This is a genomic window from Streptomyces hokutonensis (genome assembly GCF_000376565.1).
In the GTDB taxonomy this organism is placed as follows: domain Bacteria; phylum Actinomycetota; class Actinomycetes; order Streptomycetales; family Streptomycetaceae; genus Streptomyces; species Streptomyces hokutonensis.
This window is the reverse complement of record NZ_BARG01000013.1, coordinates 92,588-108,947: the sequence shown is the minus strand read 5'-3', so window position 1 is coordinate 108,947 and position 16,360 is coordinate 92,588. Positions and strand designations below refer to the sequence as shown.

At 69.8% G+C, this 16,360-nt stretch carries 13 protein-coding genes and 1 pseudogene; 7 read left to right on the top strand and 7 right to left on the bottom strand.

The window, feature by feature from the left end; genetic code table 11:
• Nucleotides 1-13 precede the first annotated feature (13 nt).
• The 4 genes from SSP08S_RS05680 to rsmI form a co-directional block, all read right to left on the bottom strand.
• On the bottom strand, nucleotides 14-1,312 hold the full coding sequence (locus tag SSP08S_RS05680) for a resuscitation-promoting factor (protein ID WP_019066606.1): 1,299 nt from the start codon (nucleotides 1,310-1,312) through the stop codon (nucleotides 14-16).
• 121 nt (nucleotides 1,313-1,433) lie between these two features.
• Nucleotides 1,434-2,312, bottom strand: a complete 879-nt coding sequence (locus tag SSP08S_RS05675) for a TatD family hydrolase (RefSeq protein WP_019066605.1) — start codon at nucleotides 2,310-2,312, stop codon at nucleotides 1,434-1,436.
• Between the two features lie 47 nt (nucleotides 2,313-2,359).
• On the bottom strand, nucleotides 2,360-2,782 hold the full coding sequence (locus SSP08S_RS05670; protein ID WP_019066604.1) for a hypothetical protein: 423 nt from the start codon (nucleotides 2,780-2,782) through the stop codon (nucleotides 2,360-2,362).
• A 282-nt stretch (nucleotides 2,783-3,064) separates the two neighbouring features.
• Nucleotides 3,065-3,916: a 16S rRNA (cytidine(1402)-2'-O)-methyltransferase gene (gene rsmI, locus SSP08S_RS05665; protein WP_026178204.1), complete on the bottom strand. Its 852-nt coding sequence runs from the start codon at nucleotides 3,914-3,916 to the stop codon at nucleotides 3,065-3,067.
• A gap of 95 nt (nucleotides 3,917-4,011) precedes the next feature.
• Between rsmI and SSP08S_RS05660 the strand changes: the two genes are divergently transcribed.
• The 3 genes and pseudogenes from SSP08S_RS05660 to SSP08S_RS63220 form a co-directional block, all read left to right on the top strand.
• Nucleotides 4,012-5,754 (top strand): dolichyl-phosphate-mannose--protein mannosyltransferase, encoded by a 1,743-nt coding sequence (locus tag SSP08S_RS05660; RefSeq protein ID WP_019066602.1) that lies wholly within the window; start codon nucleotides 4,012-4,014, stop codon nucleotides 5,752-5,754.
• Between the two features lie 20 nt (nucleotides 5,755-5,774).
• Nucleotides 5,775-7,154 carry a hypothetical protein gene (locus SSP08S_RS05655; RefSeq protein ID WP_019066601.1) on the top strand — a complete coding sequence of 460 codons (1,380 nt, stop codon included), beginning with the start codon at nucleotides 5,775-5,777 and terminating at the stop codon, nucleotides 7,152-7,154.
• A gap of 67 nt (nucleotides 7,155-7,221) precedes the next feature.
• Nucleotides 7,222-7,449 (top strand): annotated as a pseudogene (locus tag SSP08S_RS63220) (penicillin-binding transpeptidase domain-containing protein); the annotation flags it as partial.
• 154 nt (nucleotides 7,450-7,603) lie between these two features.
• On the opposite strand, the gene fxsT reads toward SSP08S_RS63220, so the two are convergent.
• The 3 genes from fxsT to SSP08S_RS05635 all read right to left on the bottom strand — a co-directional run bounded on the left by fxsT (nucleotide 7,604) and on the right by SSP08S_RS05635 (nucleotide 11,692).
• Nucleotides 7,604-10,273 (bottom strand): FxSxx-COOH system tetratricopeptide repeat protein, encoded by a 2,670-nt coding sequence (gene fxsT / locus SSP08S_RS54840; RefSeq protein WP_281176124.1) that lies wholly within the window; start codon nucleotides 10,271-10,273, stop codon nucleotides 7,604-7,606.
• A gap of 742 nt (nucleotides 10,274-11,015) precedes the next feature.
• Nucleotides 11,016-11,471, bottom strand: a complete 456-nt coding sequence (locus SSP08S_RS54835; RefSeq protein ID WP_019066598.1) for an ATP-binding protein — start codon at nucleotides 11,469-11,471, stop codon at nucleotides 11,016-11,018.
• Nucleotides 11,468-11,692 (bottom strand): hypothetical protein, encoded by a 225-nt coding sequence (locus SSP08S_RS05635; protein ID WP_019066597.1) that lies wholly within the window; start codon nucleotides 11,690-11,692, stop codon nucleotides 11,468-11,470. The genes SSP08S_RS54835 and SSP08S_RS05635 overlap by 4 nt, the downstream gene beginning before the upstream one ends.
• Nucleotides 11,693-11,810: 118 nt before the next feature.
• On the opposite strand from SSP08S_RS05635, the gene SSP08S_RS05630 reads away from it, so the two are divergent.
• From SSP08S_RS05630 to SSP08S_RS05615, 4 genes are all read left to right on the top strand, one after another.
• Nucleotides 11,811-12,686, top strand: a complete 876-nt coding sequence (locus SSP08S_RS05630) for a helix-turn-helix domain-containing protein (RefSeq protein WP_019066596.1) — start codon at nucleotides 11,811-11,813, stop codon at nucleotides 12,684-12,686.
• On the top strand, nucleotides 12,643-12,840 hold the full coding sequence (locus tag SSP08S_RS05625; protein WP_026178203.1) for a DUF397 domain-containing protein: 198 nt from the start codon (nucleotides 12,643-12,645) through the stop codon (nucleotides 12,838-12,840). Before SSP08S_RS05630 ends, SSP08S_RS05625 begins: the two co-directional genes overlap by 44 nt.
• 82 nt (nucleotides 12,841-12,922) lie before the next feature.
• Nucleotides 12,923-14,554, top strand: a complete 1,632-nt coding sequence (locus tag SSP08S_RS05620; RefSeq protein ID WP_019066594.1) for a penicillin-binding transpeptidase domain-containing protein — start codon at nucleotides 12,923-12,925, stop codon at nucleotides 14,552-14,554.
• Between the two features lie 181 nt (nucleotides 14,555-14,735).
• Nucleotides 14,736-16,358, top strand: coding sequence for a penicillin-binding transpeptidase domain-containing protein (locus SSP08S_RS05615; protein ID WP_051105853.1), 1,623 nt, complete (start codon nucleotides 14,736-14,738; stop codon nucleotides 16,356-16,358).
• Nucleotides 16,359-16,360: the final 2 nt, after the last annotated feature.

Sequence of the window (16,360 nt, the reverse complement as noted above, 5' to 3'; positions counted from 1 at the left end):
CAGGGCGCACACCTCACCCGTGTAGACGGGTCCCGCAGTGGGGCCATGGGCTCGACCCCCGCCGCACGTACAGCTTCTTCGCCCGGAACGTCTGCTCCTCCGCGCTCGCATCCTGGGGTCGGCCGGACCCTCCCAGGCTGTGCCAGGTGTGGGTGTCGAACTGGTAGAGGCCGCCGTAGGTGCCGGAGGGGTCCACCGCTCCGGGGCGGCCGCCGGACTCGCAGGTGGCGAGGCCGTGCCAGTTGAGCTGGTCGGCGCCCTGTACCGAGGTGGGCATGGGTTTGGTGCCGACCCTCACCAGCTGGGGGCGGGGTTCCTGGACCAGTTCCTCGTCGATGCGGCGGGGCTTCTCCTTGACGCCGTTGACCGTGCGGAGGGCGTAGGTGGCGCGGCGCAGGCCCGGGCGGCCGGCGCGTTCGACGACCTCCGTGCCCTTGAAGAGGGTGGGGTCGTCGGTGCGTTCCACCCGGAAGGGGATCGGCTCCTCGCGGACCTCGCGGGTGCCGGTGATCCGCAGGACCGTGATCGTCTGGCCGTCGCGCGGGAAGCTCTCGGGCGGGACCGAGGTGGTGTCCTCGCCGTGCAGGCCGATGCCGGCCTCCCGGACCACCTCGCCGACCGTCGCCGCGTTGGTGCGGATCGTGCGGGCGCGGCCGTCGGCCATGATCGTGACGGTGCGTTCGGTGCGCACGTCGAGGGCGAGTCCGGCGCGGCCGATGGGCTGGGAGCGGGAGGTCGAGAGGTACGCGCCCTCCGCGCGGACGCCGAGTTGTTCGAGGGCGCCGTCGACCGTCCGGGCCGTGGTCCACACCTCGCGCCGGTGCCCGTCGATGGTGAGCCGCACGGGGCGGCCGTAGCGGACCGCGACCTCGTCGCCGCTGGCGAGGTCCGCGTCCCGGCCGGGGGCCACCACGTCGTGCTCGCCGACCTCGACGCCCTGCTGGGCGAGGAGTTCGGTGACGTCGTCGGCGAAGGTGTGCAGCGTGCGCGGCCGGCCGTCGACGCTCAGCTCGATCGCCTTGTCCTTGGCGACGAACGCGGTGGTGCCGCCGGCGAGGAAGGCGACGACCAGCGCCTGCGGGACCAGCCGCCGCATGGTGGATCCTGTGGCGGCCGTACGGTCGGCTCTTCGTCTGCGGTCCGCGCGGCCCGGCGCGACGGTCGCCGCCTGGCGCGGGAACACGGGTTCCGGCGCCTCGTAGGCGGGGCGGTACGTGTCCTCGTACACCTGGGTCGCGTCGGTGTACTCGTCGGTGTACACATCGGCGCGCACACCGCGGTCATACGTCTCGTAGGTCTCGTAGTTGCTCACGCCGACACGCTCCAGAAGGCCAGAAGGGTCCGGATCGGGCCAACAGAACCTAGCGGAGCGACCGTCACTCTCCAAAGCGACGCGGCTACTCAGGGTTGTGTTCGAAAGGGTCCCTGACGCCTCAGTAGCCAAAGGCGCGGGCCGTGTTGGCCGCGAGGGCCGTCGACAGGGCGTCCTCGTCGATGCCCCGGACGGAGGCCATCGCGCGGACCGTGACCGGGACGAGATAGGGCGCGTTCGGCCGTCCGCGGTAGGGGGCCGGGGTCAGGAAGGGGGCGTCCGTTTCCACCAGGACGAGCTCCAGGGGCGCCACGGCCAGCGCGTCCCGCAGGTTCTGGGCGTTCTTGAAGGTGACGGTGCCGGCGAACGACATGAAGTACCCGGCGCTGGCGCAGAGTTCGGCCATCTCGGCGTCGCCGGAGTAGCAGTGGAAGACGGTCCGCTCGGGGGCGCCCTCCTCCTTGAGGACGCTCAGGACGTCGGCGTGGGCGTCACGGTCGTGGATGACCAGGGCCTTGCCGTGCCGCTTGGCGATCTCGATGTGGGCGCGGAAGGAGAGTTCCTGCGCCGCCTTGCCCTCGGGGCCGGTGCGGAAGTAGTCGAGGCCGGTCTCGCCGACGCCCTTGACGTGCGGGAGTCCGGCCAGCCGGTCGATCTCCGCGAGGGCATCTTCGAGGGCCGCATCGCCACCGGGGACCCTGGCCCCCTGCCTCGACCAGCCGTCGGGGTCGCCGTGCACGATGCGCGGGGCCTCGTTCGGGTGGAGGGCGACCGTCGCGTGGATCGCGTCGTGGCGGGCGGCCGTCTCGGCGGCCCAGCGGGAGCCCTTCACGTCGCAGCCGACCTGCACGAGCGTCGTGACACCGACCGAGGCCGCCTTGGCGAGCGCCTCCTCCACCGTGCCGGACTGCATGTCGAGGTGGGTGTGGGAGTCGGCGACGGGCACCCGGAGGGGTTCCGGGAGCGGAGGCGCCGTGTTCTTGTCGCTGGGGGCAGGCATGCCCCGATCCTACGAAAGGGGCATGCCCGCCCGGTCGCCGGAGGCGGTCAGCTCGCCTTGCGGTGGAACGGGTGCAGAAGGTCCGACAGGTGCCAGTGGTGTTCCCTGGGCTCCGGCAGCGGAGTCACCGAGTCGTCCGTCTCCTCCGCCGCTGCCGCCGCCGCTCGGGGCCTCGGCGCCTGGTACTGCCGCTGCGCCGCGTCCCGTACCGACGACACCTGGCCCGCCCGCATGATGCGCACGACATGCCCGTCGCAGTTGTGGCACGCGGGGCGGCTCAGGGGCGACGGCACGACCTGGCCGTCCGCCACGTACATCACGAACTGGTGGCCGTCGGTGTCGACGTGGTGCTCTATCTCGTATGCCTGCTCCCAGCCGTGCCCGCACCGCATGCAGGCGAAGGAGTACGACTCGTTCACCACGGCGGTGGCAGCGCCCCGGAGGCCGGTCTGCCCTGCGATCTCACTCATGCCAGCTCCTGCTTGCTTTCCGCTGGACAAGCGCCCCCTGCGAGGGGATTCCCCCCGGAATCCCGATGGAGGCGAGGGACGGGTGCGTCCCTCACTCCAGTGGACGCCTCGGGGAGGGCGAACGCACCAGACCTGTCGTCTGTTGGAGGCGATTTGGACTCTTCTTGTCAAATCGCCCCGGCCAGCCGGTCCTGGCTTTGCATTTCGCGACACTGCTTTGCTCCGCCATGGGGCGCGTGCTCATGGGAGGAGCGCCCTGCTCAGAGGGGCCGTCTTCGCAGCTCAGAGCGGCTTTTGCGCGGTCTTGGCGGCCACCACCGCATCGAACACCTCGCGCTTGGGAACGCCCGCTTCGACCGCGACCGCGGCGATCGCCTCCTTACGCCGCTCCCCCGCCTCCTCGCGCACCCGCACCCGCCGCACCAGCTCCTCCGCACCGAGCTCCTCGGCCTGCTCCGGCGCCCCCTCCACCACGACGGTGATCTCGCCGCGCACGCCTTCCGCCGCCCACTCGGCCAGCTCGCCGACCGGGCCGCGCTTGATCTCCTCGTACGTCTTGGTCAACTCCCGGCAGACGGCGGCCCGCCGCTCGGCGCCGAACACCTCCGCCATCGCGGCGAGGGTGTCGTCGAGCCGGTGCGGTGCCTCGAAGTAGACGAGGGTGCGCCGCTCACCGGCCACCTCGCGCAGCCGCGACAGCCGCTCGCCCGCCTTCCGCGGCAGGAACCCCTCGAAGCAGAACCGGTCCACCGGCAGCCCCGACAGCGCGAGCGCGGTGAGCACGGCCGACGGCCCCGGTACGGCGGTCACCTTGATGTCCTTCTCCACGGCGGCGGCGACCAGCCGGTACCCCGGGTCGGACACGGACGGCATCCCCGCGTCGGTCACCAGCAGCACGCGCGCGCCGCCCACCAGCGCCTCGACCAGCTCGGGGGTCCGCGCGGACTCGTTGCCCTCGAAGTACGACACGACCCGCCCCTTGGGCTGCACGCCGAGCGCCTGGGTCAGCCGACGCAGCCGCCGGGTGTCCTCGGCGGCGACCACGTCGGCCCCGGCCAGCTCCGCCGCGAGCCGGGGAGGGGCGTCCTGAATGTCGCCGATGGGGGTGCCCGCCAAAACAAGGGTTCCAGTCACGTTCCCATCCTCGCAGGGCCGACAGATCCGGACGCATCCGGACCGAGACCGCCCATGCACGGGACTCACACAGCGCTGTTCCCTACGATGGCGCGGTGACCAGTACCGCGTCCTCCACGGACACCCGGCAGGGCCAGGCCCCTCAAGAGCAGCGGCCGTCGTGGCAACAGCGGCTGCGCCGTTTCGGCTACACGGCGGGGCCCAGAAGCGACGTACGCGACCGGCTGTCGCCGCCGTACGCGGAGCCCAGCCCCCGGCTGTGGGCGGCGCTCGGCTTCTCGCCGGGGCTCGTCGACCGCCTCACCCGCTGGTCGGGCTGGGGCGGCCCGCTGCTGGTCACGCTGATGGCCGGCGTGATGCGCTTCTACCACCTGGGCAGTCCGAAGGCGGTGATATTCGACGAGACGTACTACGCCAAGGACGCGTGGGCGCTGGTCCACCGCGGCTTCGAGGTCAACTGGGACAAGAACGCCAACGACCTGATCCTGAAGACCGGCGGGCACGTCTCGATCCCCACGGACGCGGCCTACGTCGTACATCCGCCGGTCGGCAAGTACGTCATCGGCATCGGCGAGCTGATCTTCGGCTTCAACCCCTTCGGCTGGCGCTTCATGACGGCGCTGCTCGGCACGCTGACCGTGCTGATGCTGTGCCGCATCGGCCGCCGCCTCTTCCGCTCCACCTTCCTGGGCTGTGTCGCGGGCGTCCTGATGTCGCTGGACGGCCTGGCCTTCGTGATGGCCCGCACCTCGCTGCTCGACGGTGTGCTGATGTTCTTCGTGGTGGCCGCGTTCGGCTGCCTGCTGATCGACCGCGACAGGGCGAGGGAGAAACTCGCGGCGGCGCTACCGGCCGACGCCTACGGCCGCGTCCGCCCCGACGCGCACACCGCCGACACCCTCTCCTTCGGCTGGCGCCCCTGGCGCTGGACAGCGGGCCTGCTGCTCGGCCTCGCGATCGGCACCAAGTGGAACGGCCTCTACATCACGGCCGCGTTCTTCGTGATGATGCTGATGTGGGACGTCGGCTCCCGCAAGGTCGCGGGCGCCCGCAACGCGTACGTGGCGGTCCTGAAGCACGACCTGGGCCTGGGCTTCGTAGCGACGATCCCGGTCGCCATCGCGGTCTACCTCACCTCCTGGATCGGCTGGATCCTCTCCCCCGCCAACGGCTCCGGCGGCTACTTCCGCAACTGGGCCGCGACCGACGGCAAGGGCGGCACCTGGAGCCACGTCCTGCCGGACTGGCTGCGCAGCCTGTGGCACTACGAGCACGAGGTCTACGAGTTCAACGTCGGCCTGCACTCGCCGCACACGTACATGTCCAACCCCTGGAGCTGGCTGGTCGACGGCCGCCCGGTCTCGTACTTCTACGAGTCCCCGTCCCCCGGCGCGGACGGCTGCCCGGTGAACGCGGGCGACAAGTGCGCCCGCGAGGTCCTGGCCATCGGCACCCCGATGCTCTGGTGGGCCGCCTGCTTCGCGATCCTCTACGTCCTGTGGCGCTGGGCCTTCCGCCGCGACTGGCGCGCTGGCGCGATCGCCTGCGGCGTCGCGGCCGGCTACCTCCCCTGGTTCCTCTACCAGGACCGCACGATCTTCTTCTTCTACTCGATCGTCTTCCTGCCGTTCCTGTGCCTGGCGGTCGCGATGCTGATCGGCGCGATCATCGGCCCACCGGGTTCCAGCGACACGCGGCGGGTCACGGGGGCGGTCGGCGCGGGGGTGTTGGTCCTGCTGATCACTTGGAACTTCATCTACTTCTGGCCGCTTTATACGGGGACGTCGATTCCTATTGATCAGTGGCGGTCTCGGATGTGGCTGGATACGTGGGTGTAGGCGGGGCCGGGGGAAACGACATGGACGACCACCTCGACGCCGCGGTCAGAGCGCTGTCCTGGAACCCCGCGTCACCGGGCAGTGTGCTGCTGCGACTGCTCAGACTTGACCACCGGGACGTGCGGTGGACCATCACCCAGCGCGCCGACCTGCCCCTGGAGGTCGTCGACGCGATCCTGGCGGACCCCGATCGCAGGCTCCGCCAGGACTTCGCCGACAGCGCCGCCGCCGACCCGGCCCAGCGCGCCCGGCTCATCGACGATCCGGACCCGAAGGTCCTGCTCGCCCTCGCCATCGGGCCGTCGCCGTACCGGGGCCGGGTGGAACCGCTGCCCGACTGGGCGTACGAGCGGCTGCTGAAGCACCCGGACTCGCGCATCAGCTGCGAGACCGTCATGTCGTACCTCGTCCCCGCCCGCATCCTGGTCGGCCTGGCGGACCGTCCCGACAGCGCCCTTCGCAAGGCGGCCTGCCGCGCCTGGGAGGAACTGCCGGACACCACACGCGAGTTGCTGCTCCGGGACGACGACCTGGAGGTGCGGCGGGCCGCCGCCATGCAGGTCTGCCACGAGGACGAGGACCGGACGGCGTGGCTGCTCGAAAGCCTCGTCGGCTCCCACCTGCTGTACCAGGTTCTGGAGACCGGGCGGCTGAGCCGCGAGCTCGCCGAGCACCTGCTGGCCCAGCCGCGCCGGGCCTCGGTCGCCGCGAACCCCTCCCTCCCCCCGGATCTCGTACGGCAGTTGGCCGTCGACCCGGACCCGCACATCCGGCTCGTCGTCTCCGCCCGGCCGGAACTGACGGAGGCGGAACGCGCGGCCATCGACTACACCGTGGATCCCGAGGCCCGCCTGTCCCCACTGAACTGGGTGTGGGACGCCCGCGAGGACGTCGACCTCCTGCGCCGGTGCGCGACCTCCGCGCACACCTGGCTGCGCCGCAGCGCCGCGGTGTGCCCGGCCCTGCCACCGGACATGGTCGAACTCCTCGCCCGGGACGAGGACTTCGCCGTACGGCTGCTGCTGTGCGAGTTCCATCCCGAGCCGCCGCCGGAGCTGCTGCTCGACCTGTATCTGCACGGCACGCACCGGGCCGTGATGATGCTCATCGCCAGGCCCGGATTCCCGTCGGCGGGAATGGCCGCCCGCTTCCTCGACGCCCCGGATCAGGACCACCGCCGACTGGCGCTGCGTGATCCCGCGCTGACCCCGGAGGACCTGGACCGGCTCAGCCGTGACGGGGGGTTGCGCGGGCCGGCCGCCCGGGACCCGCGGCTGCCCCTGCCTCGGATCCGTGAACTGCTCGCCGACCCGGACCTGCTCGGCTCCGTCGCCGGCAATCCCGCGCTTCCCGCCGAGGAGATGCACCGGCTCCTCGACGCGGCGGGGGTGCCCGCCTGATCGCTCTTCGGCGGGTCTCCGTTGAGACAACAAGAGGCAACACCCCTCACAGCTTTCCCCACGCCCCATGCACAAGGGGGTAAAAGCCACCGTCATCGGCAGTGTGTTCGCCGTGATGGTGAGAGGAGCGGGGTACGGGGCGTACAACGTCGTATCCGCACTGAACGACAGTTCAAGTGTCGGCGGTTCCGGCGGACCCGCGTCCGTGAAGAGCGGGCCTCCGAGCGCGTCGGAGGTCAAGGCGACGACGGCCGCGTCGTACACGAACAACGACGCGGCGGCCGATCCCGTACTGGGGGTGGTTGGTCGCCTTTGGGCGGGCGGAGGGTGGTTCGGGTCTGGGCGCGGGCAGGTTTACGGCGGGCTGGGGGTAGCTGGTCTGACGGGGCGGTTTGATTGCCATCGCATATCTCGGTGGACGTCTGGGGATGTCCACGCCCTGAGGCGTATCAGCCACCGTTCGGCTGGGTGAGGCTGTCGAGCAGGCTTGCGGTGCGCTGGGTGTCGGGATGGTCCTCGCCCAGCACCCGCCGTCGGCGCGCCAGAGTGTCCTCGCACAGCGCCAGCGCCTCCTCCACCCGACCCACAGTCGCCAGCCGATTCACCAGGTTGGACGCGGTGCGCAAAGTGTCGGGGTCGTCCTCACCCAGCACCCGCCGCTGCCGGGCCAGGGTGTCCTCACCCAACACGACCGCCTCCTCCACCCGACCCACCTCCGCCAGATCAACCGCCAGATTGGACGCGGTGCGCAGGGCGTCGCGGTGATCCTCACCGAACACCCGCCGCCGCCGGGACAGGGTGTCCTCACCCAGCTCCACCGCCTCCTCCGCCCGCCCCACAGCCGCCCACCGGATCGCCAGGTTGTACGCGGTGCTCAGGGTGTCGGGGTGGTCCTCACCCAACACCCGCCGCTGCCGGGACAGGGTGTCCTCACCCAGCTCCACCGCCTCCTCCGCCCGCCCCACAGCCGACAACCGATTCGCCAGGTTGGACGCGGTACGCAAAGAGTCGGGGTGATCCTCACCGAATATCCGCCGCCGCCGGGACAGGGTGTCCTCGCACAGTTCCACCGCCTCCTCCGCCCGCCCCACAGCCGCCAACCGATTCGCCAGGTTGGACGCGGTACGCAAAGAGTCGGGGTGATCCTCACCGAATATCCGCCGCCGCCGGGACAGGGTGTTCTCGCTGAGCTCCAATGCCTCCTCCACCCGTCCCACAGCCGCCAGATCAGACGCCAGGTTGGACGCGATGCCTAGGGGGCCGGGATGATCCTCACCGAACACGCGCCGCTGCCGGTCGTACAGGTCCTCGTGCAGGGTGTGAGCACCCTCATGATCGCCAACAGCACTTGATGCCATCGCTAAGTAGTTGACGGCCCACCAGGTGTGAACGTGATCAGGGCCTAGCAGGGCGTTCCAGGCTTGGTGGAGGTCTTCGAGGCGGGGCAGGATCGCTGGTGCGCTGCCACGCTGTAGGAGGTAAAGGCAAGCTTCGCATGCGGCGAAGCGGGCGTCCTCGCTGACCAGGTCGGCGTGGTCGATGGCCAGTAGGTGAGGTAGCAAGTCGGGCCAGCGAGGCCAGGACGCAGGGTCCTGCGCCCTGCCGGGGAACGCCGCAGCGAGCAAGACGCTGGCGTTGCGCGCGGCAGCAGCACGCTCCCCGTCGGTGAGTTGGTCTTTGAGGACAGCCTGAGTCAGACGGTGCAGGTGCAGGCTCCCGCCCGCCACTCGGGCCAGCCCGTGCTGGTGGAGTGCCGACAGAACACGGTTTCTCGTGCGCCAGTCCGCCACTGCCCTGCCCGCGGACGAATCCTCGTCAGCCTCTTGCCGGATGCTGGTGGGCAGAGCAAACGGTTCCGGAGCGAGCAGTGCACAGGCGTTCATCACCTCCGCCGCCTCCGGGTCCTGCTCCCGCAGCCGTTGCATGCTCAGCCGGATCTGCGCGGCAAACGACCACCGATAATCCCGCGGCCTGCCCTCATCGGTGACCTCGCTGGCCTTGACCGCCAGCAGGGCCAGGTAGTCGTCCACGGCCGTCGTCGTCAGCACAGCAGCCGCCTGCACCAAAGCCAGCGGCAGGTCATCCAACGCCTCCGCCAGCCGCCCCGCATCCGCCTCCGTCAGCCACCGCGTCCGACTGCGCAGCAGATCGATCGACTCCCGTCGCGCCAGCACATGGACATCCAACGGCGAGGCCACACCGTGCCAGTCCGGGTTACGAGAGGTGATCAGCACATGCCCTGCCCCGGACGGCACGAAGTCCGCCAACGCCGCAGGGTCCTCCGCGTTGTCGAAAACGACCAGCCAGCGCGACCGCGACCCCAGCTCATGCCCCAGCGCCCGCATCGCCTCCTCAAGAGGCGTCTCCGGCTGCGCAGCCCCCGTCTCAACCGCCAGCAAAGCCAACTGCCCAGGAATCAGCGCCGGATCCTCCGCCCGCACCCACCACACCAGCTCGTACTCTCCGCAAAACCGGTGCGCGTACTCGGCCGCGAGCTGCGTCTTACCCACACCCCCGCGGCCATCCAGCGCCACCGCACGACCGCCCGCCAGCCGCGACCGCACCTCGACCAACAGCGCATCCCGGCCCACGAACCCGGCATTACGCGCCGGCACGTTCCACACCCTCGGCAGCGTCCCCGGCAGTCGCGGCCCGCTCGCCCCCATCCTCCGCAGCCGCCCCGCCCCGCCTTGGCCCGGAGGAAAGCCTGGAGGCACCCGCGGAACCCCCGCCGGCCCCGCCACCGCCGCCAGCAGCACCTCCCGCGCCTGCTCCTCCCCCAGACCGAACAACGCCGGCGCAAGCAACGCCTGCACCATCGGCCGCACGGCGCAGTCCTCGATCCGGACCGGGATCAGCTTCTCCCGGGCGGCCAGCTTCGCGGTCCACTCCTCGGTGGTCCACCGCTCGGAGTCGAAGTACGCGGCCGAGAACAACGCCACCGTCGGCCCGGCAGCCAAGGCCCGGTCCATGTTCTGGATGACGTTCTCGCCGGCCCCCCAGTGCCAGACGGCCAACTCCACGTCGTACCCGGCATCCTGCAACTGCCAGGCCACCCACTCCGCCCACGCCTGGTCCGCCCCCGCGTGCGAGACGAACAACCGTGGTCCGCCCGGCACAGCCCCGACACCCGCCACGTGAACCCCCGTACCAGCCCCGCCCCCTACCACCACACGAGACTAGAACCCACCCAGACCACCGCACACAGGCTTTCAACCAAGTCGCCGTTGTTCAGTGGTCGTTATTGGTCCAGCTGCCGCTGCCTGCGACGCAACCTCGTCGCGCCGACGACGGCGACGAAGAGACTGCCGCCTACCGCCATCGGGAGTTCAGAGGTGAAGGGCCTCAGAGGCGGGTTTTCAAAGAAGGTTCGAGCACATGCGATTCCGATCAGGGCGCCTGTCAGGATGATCGCCCACAGGATCGGTATGACCAGCCATGTGCTCCGGGTGCTCAGCCATCTGTTCATTCGGCGTCTCCTGCCTGACGCGCCCTGGTGAACACTCCCGCTCGGATCTGAAGCACTACACCGAGCACTACGAGTCCCAGGGCAAGAGCGGAAACAACCAACCCCACTCCGGATGAGACGCCCAGAAGTCGGGCTCCGCCGTCCAGAACGAAGCCGCCCCCCATCGCTATCCGGCCCCAGCCAGATTTACGAGACTGCGCGTGCGGTGCGACTCCCCGGCCGATCAAGGCCAACACGCCCACGGCTACGACGAAGCAGCCGGCACCCAATGTGATCCACCCGGACATGGCACCCCCCGCGGGAACGGTACTGGACGAGCGTGGCCTGCGGGATGGCGGTGCCGAAAGCACCAGACAAGTGTTCCACCATGTCCGTGTCCTCGTGCGTACGCCTCACTTCCTGGAGGAGGCCGGTGCCGGGGAGGCCGGGGCCCGCACCTCGCACCACACCACCTTCCCCGACACCCCCTGCTCCACCCCCCACCGCACCGCCACCGCGTCCAGCAGCATCAACCCGCGCCCCGACTCCGCACCGAGGCCGGTGTCCGTGGTGGCGTCCAGGAGGACGGGCAGGGCACGCGGGTCGGGGTCGGCCACCTCGACGCGGATCCGGTCGCCGTCCGGACCGACCCGGGCGACCCCGCCGACCCCACCGACCCTGGTGACCCGTACCCGTACCGGCGTTCCCTCGCCCACGTGCCGGATGACGTTGCTCACCAACTCGCTGACGCACAGCTCCACTTCGGGGTGCGGGCCGTCGCCGCCGAGGTAACCGCGCACCGCGTGCCGTAGTTCGGGGACCGCCTTCGGTACGGCGAGCAGGGCGGCTTCGAAGTGTGTCGCGTTCACCGTTCCGCCGCCTCACGGAGTACGGCGGCCAGGCGGCGGGCCGTGTCGAGGTTGCAGTTGCCCAGTGCGACCAGCCCCTTGGAGCCGCCGGACGTCCCCGCGAAGCTGGGCAGGTCTGCCCGGAGTGACGGGAGTGTGATGCCGTGGGCGGCGAGTGCGTCGCGGAGTTCCTCCGCGCACAGGACCGTGTCGTAGGGGCCGGAAGTGGGTTGTAGGGGCATCTCTCCGTGCGCCTTTCTGTGCTCTCTGTGACGAATCACTCACACAGTGACGTGACAGGCCCTACCGTGAAAGGAGTTCGAGTTACGCCTGTCAACGAGCAAATGGCGGTGGTGAGTTGTGCCCCCTCGCAAGGACACCGACGCGTCGGCGAACGTCCCCTCCTTCTATGGCGCGGAGTTGCGCTTCAAGAGGGAACTCGCGGGTCTGACGCTGGAACAGTTGGCGGAGGGCAGCTATCGGGGGGTGCCGTTCCTGAGCCAGATCGAGCACGGGGAGCGGCGGATGCCGCTGGATCTGGCCCGGCACGTGGACAAGGTCCTCGGGACGGACGGGTTTTTCGAGCGCCGTTGTGAAGACGCGCGCAAGGCGAAGCAGTCGGGGCACGCGGAGTACTTCGCCGATGTCGCGGAGATGGAGCAACACGCGGGCACTATCGAGGACTGGGCACCGATGCTGCTGCCTGGCCTGCTCCAGACATCGGCCTATGCCCGCGCGATCGTACGAGCCGCCATGCCTCGGGCCAGGGACGCTGAGGTGGAGAAGAAGGTGTCCGCCCGGATGGGACGAGCCAGCCTCTTCGAGGCCGACAACCCCCCTGCGTTCTGGGCGATTCTCGACGAGTCCGTGATCCGCCGCCGGGTGCTCGCCGATGACGGAATGGCCGAGTTGCTGGAGCACGTCGCGCACGTCATCACGACCACTCGCTCCATTCTGCAGATCGTCCCGGAAACCTCCTCGACCCACCCGTTCATGATGGGCATGACCAGGACCATGACCTTCGCCGACGCCCCACCGGTGGTGTACGTCGAGAGCCTGCACAGCGGCCAACTCATCGACTATCCGGCGCTCGTGAAGGACTACCGCGAGTCGTACGATCTGCTCAGGGCCGCCGCACTGTCACCTGAGGCGTCCCTGGCCATGATCCAGGCAGCGGCAGAGGACTATCGAAATGGCAAGCACGAAGATCGACTTGAGCGCCGCCCTCTGGCGTAAGAGCAGCTACAGCAACGGCACCGGCGGCGAATGCCTCGAGGTCGCCGACGGAGTCACCGGCCTCATCCCCGTCCGTGACTCCAAGGTCCCGGACGGCCCCGTACTCCTCCTCCCCGCCTCCGCCTGGTCCGCCTTCACCGCCGGTCTCCGTTAGGACAACAAAAGGCAACACCCCTCACAGCTTTCCCCCACGCCCCATACAGTCGAGGGACTGTTAACGGGGAGGGGAACGACCCATGCGCAAGGGGGTAAAGGCCACCGTCATCGGCAGTGTGTTCGCCGTGATGGTGGGAGGGGCGGGATACGGGGCGTACAACGTCGTGTCCGCGCTGGGTGGGAGTTCGGGTGTGGGCGGTTCTGGTGGGCCCGCGGCCGTGAAGACCGGGCCGCCGAGCGCGTCGGAGGTCAAGGACACGACGGCGAAGTTCTTCGCGGCCTGGGAGAAGGGGCAGGCGGCGACGGCAGCTACGTACACGAACAACGACGCGGCGGCCGACACCGTGCTGGAGTCCTACAGCGGGGCCGGGCACATCACCGGGGTGAAGATCACCCCTGGCACGACGACCGGGGCGACCGTGCCGTTCACCGTGAAGGCAACGGTGTCATACGACGGGAAGTCGAAGCCGCTGGCGTACAGCAGCCGACTGACCGTCGTACGCGGCAAGACCACCGGACGGGCGCTCGTCGACTGGCAACCGGCCGTCATCCACCCGGAGTTGAAGAGCGGCGACACGTTCGTCACCGGCGAGTCCGCGAGCCCGGCGATCGAGGCCGTGGACCGGAACGGGACCGTGCTGACCAAGGAGAAGTACCCGTCGCTCGGGCCGATACTCGACGAGCTGCGCTCCAAGTACGGCGCCCAAGCGGGCGGTTCGGCCGGTATCGAGCTGGCGATCAAGCACCAGGCCGAGGGCTCGGCCGACACCACGCTGCTGACCCTGGAGAAGGGCAAGGCCGGCAAGGTGCGTACGACGCTCAGCGCGAGCGCGCAGGCCGCCGCCGAGAAGGCCGTGACGAAGTACTCGGAGTCGTCGATCGTGGCGCTCCAGCCGAGCACCGGACAGGTGCTGGCGATCGCCAACAACCGTAACGACGGCTTCAACGCGGCGTTCCTGGGGCAGTTGGCGCCCGGTTCGACGATGAAGATCATCAGCGCCGCCACGCTCATCGACAACGGGCTGACGACGATGAACGGCCCGGCGCCCTGCCCGCCCTCCGCGGTGTGGCAGGAGCAGACCTTCAAGAACCTGACCAACCTCAAGCCGAACGAGAACGCCACGCTCGCCGACAGCTTCGCCCGGTCCTGCAACACGGCGTTCGTGAAGTTCGCCGACTCGGTCAAGGTGGACTCGCTGACCCGGGAGGCCCAGGACCGCTTCGGGCTCGGCCGGGACAACTGGAAGACCGGCATCCCGTCCTTCGACGGCTCGGTGCCCGCGTCCGGCGGCCCGGACACTGCGGCGAACCTGATCGGTCAGGGCCAGGTGCAGATGAGCCCGCTGAACATGGCGTCGGTGACGGCGACCGCGAAGACGGGCACGTTCCGCCAGCCGGTGCTCGTCGCGCAGAGCCTCGACGACCGCCAACTGGCCACCGCCAAGGGCCTGTCGGCGAGTACGTCGGCGCAGCTGCGGGCGATGATGTACCGCACCGCGACCAGTGGCACCGCCGCCGGGATCATGGCCGGGCTCGGCCCGAACATCGGCGCCAAGACGGGATCGGCCGAGGTGGACGGGCAGTCGAAGTCCAACAGCTGGTTCACCGGCTACCGGGGCGATGTCGCCGCGGCGGCCATGACGCAGGACGGCGGCCACGGCATCGACGCCGCAGGACCGATCGTCCGGGCGGTACTGGCGGCAAGTGGCTGAACTCACTCCCCGGGGAAAGTGAACCACCCGCACAGGACGGGACTCTAGGGTGGGCGTGGTCGTTGGGGTGTGTGAGGGCTGAGGGCGACGGGGGCCCAAGGGGATTCGCGGAGGATCGGGAACTGTGGGCACGAGGGGCAAGAAGAAGGCCGCCGCCGAGCGACGGAAGGCGAGACCCGCCATGGTCGGCGGGGTGATCGCCGTGGCCGTCGTCGGCGCGGGCGTCGGCGCCTACGCGCTGTACGACGGAGGTGCGTCGGCCGAGGCGCACACGTCGACCACCGCCGACCACAAGGCCGTCAAGAAGGGCCCGTTGACGGCGGCCGAGGTCCAGACGACCGCGAAGCGGTACCTGGCCGACTGGCAGCAGGGCAAGGTCGCCCAGGCCGCCGCCACGACCGACAAGTCGACGGCCGCCACCGCGCTGCTCACCGGCTACAGCAAGAACGCCCACATGACGGGCGTCACCGTCACCGAGGGCACCCCCACCGGCGCCAAGGTCCCCTTCACCGTGAAGTGCACGGTGTCGTACAAGGGCCTCACCAAGCCGATGACGTACGCCACTTCGCTCACCGTCGTACGCAGCGCGAAGGACGGCAAGCCGTATGTGCAGTGGCACGCCTCGGTCGTCCACCCGGATCTCGCGGACGGCGACACCCTGGTGACGGGCGAGTCCGGCACCCCGCCGATCAAGGCCTACGACCGGGACGGCGGCGAGCTGACGACGGCCAAGTACCCGTCCCTGGGGCCGGTGTTGGACGGGCTGCGGGAGAAGTTCGGCAAGAAGGCGGGCGGCAAGGCGGGCATCGAGCTGCGGGTGGTCCGGGGCAAGAAGTCCAAGGAGTCCGACAAGACGCTCGTCGAGCTGAGCAAGGGCACGCCCGGCAAGGTGAAGACGACGCTCAGCCCGACCCTCCAGGCGGCGGCCGAGACGCAGGTGAGCAAGCAGAAGAACTCCTCGGTCGTGATGATGCGCGCGTCGACCGGCGAGATCCTGGCCGTCGCGAACGCCTCGCACGGCTTCAACGTGGCCTTCCAGGGCTCCCTCGCGCCCGGCTCCACGATGAAGATCGTGACGTCGACGATGCTCTTCGAGAAGAACCTCATCACCCCGGACGCGTCCCACCCCTGCCCCAAGACGTACAAGCTGGCGGGCTGGACCTTCCACAACGACGACGACTCCGAGATCAAGCAGGGCACGTTCAAGCTGGCCTTCGGGGCCTCCTGCAACAACGCCTTCATCAACTTCGCGCCCAAGCTGACCAACAGCGACCTGACGACCGAGGCCCAGCAGGTCTACGGCCTCGGCATGAACAACTGGGCCATCGGCGTCCCCACCTTCGACGGCGCGATCCCGGTGCAGAGCGGCGCGCAGATGGGCGCCTCGCTGATCGGCCAGGGCGGGGTCCGGATGAACCCGCTGAACATGGCGTCGGTCTCGGCCACGGTCGACACGGGCACCTTCCACCAGCCGTACCTGGTCTCCCCGACGGTCGACAACCGCACGATCGCGAAGGCCTCGCGCACGATGTCGTCGACGACGCAGTCGGAGCTGAAGGAGGTCATGAAGTACACCGCGGACTACGGCACGGCGGCGAAGGCGATGGCCGGGCTCGGTTCGGACTACGGCGCGAAGACCGGCTCGGCGGAGGTCGACGGACAGAAGAAGCCCAACGGCTGGTTCACCGCGTACAAGGGCGACCTCGTGGCCGCCGGCGTGGTCCAGGCGGGCGGCCACGGCGGCGACACGGCGGGTCCGATCGTGGCGGCCCTGCTCAAGCTGGGCAGCAGTCTCGGAGGCTGAGC

What these genes read in the sequence shown, in the direction of transcription:
- SSP08S_RS05655 (WP_019066601.1), top strand. Translation starts at nt 5,775, where the DNA reads ATGGACGACCACCTCGACGCCGCGGTCAGAGCGCTGTCCTGGAACCCC.
- SSP08S_RS05620 (WP_019066594.1), top strand. Translation starts at nt 12,923, where the DNA reads ATGCGCAAGGGGGTAAAGGCCACCGTCATCGGCAGTGTGTTCGCCGTG.
- SSP08S_RS05625 (WP_026178203.1), top strand. Translation starts at nt 12,643, where the DNA reads ATGGCAAGCACGAAGATCGACTTGAGCGCCGCCCTCTGGCGTAAGAGC.
- SSP08S_RS05675 (WP_019066605.1), bottom strand. Translation starts at nt 2,312, where the DNA reads ATGCCTGCCCCCAGCGACAAGAACACGGCGCCTCCGCTCCCGGAACCC.
- SSP08S_RS05635 (WP_019066597.1), bottom strand. Translation starts at nt 11,692, where the DNA reads ATGCCCCTACAACCCACTTCCGGCCCCTACGACACGGTCCTGTGCGCG.
- SSP08S_RS05670 (WP_019066604.1), bottom strand. Translation starts at nt 2,782, where the DNA reads ATGAGTGAGATCGCAGGGCAGACCGGCCTCCGGGGCGCTGCCACCGCC.
- SSP08S_RS05615 (WP_051105853.1), top strand. Translation starts at nt 14,736, where the DNA reads ATGGTCGGCGGGGTGATCGCCGTGGCCGTCGTCGGCGCGGGCGTCGGC.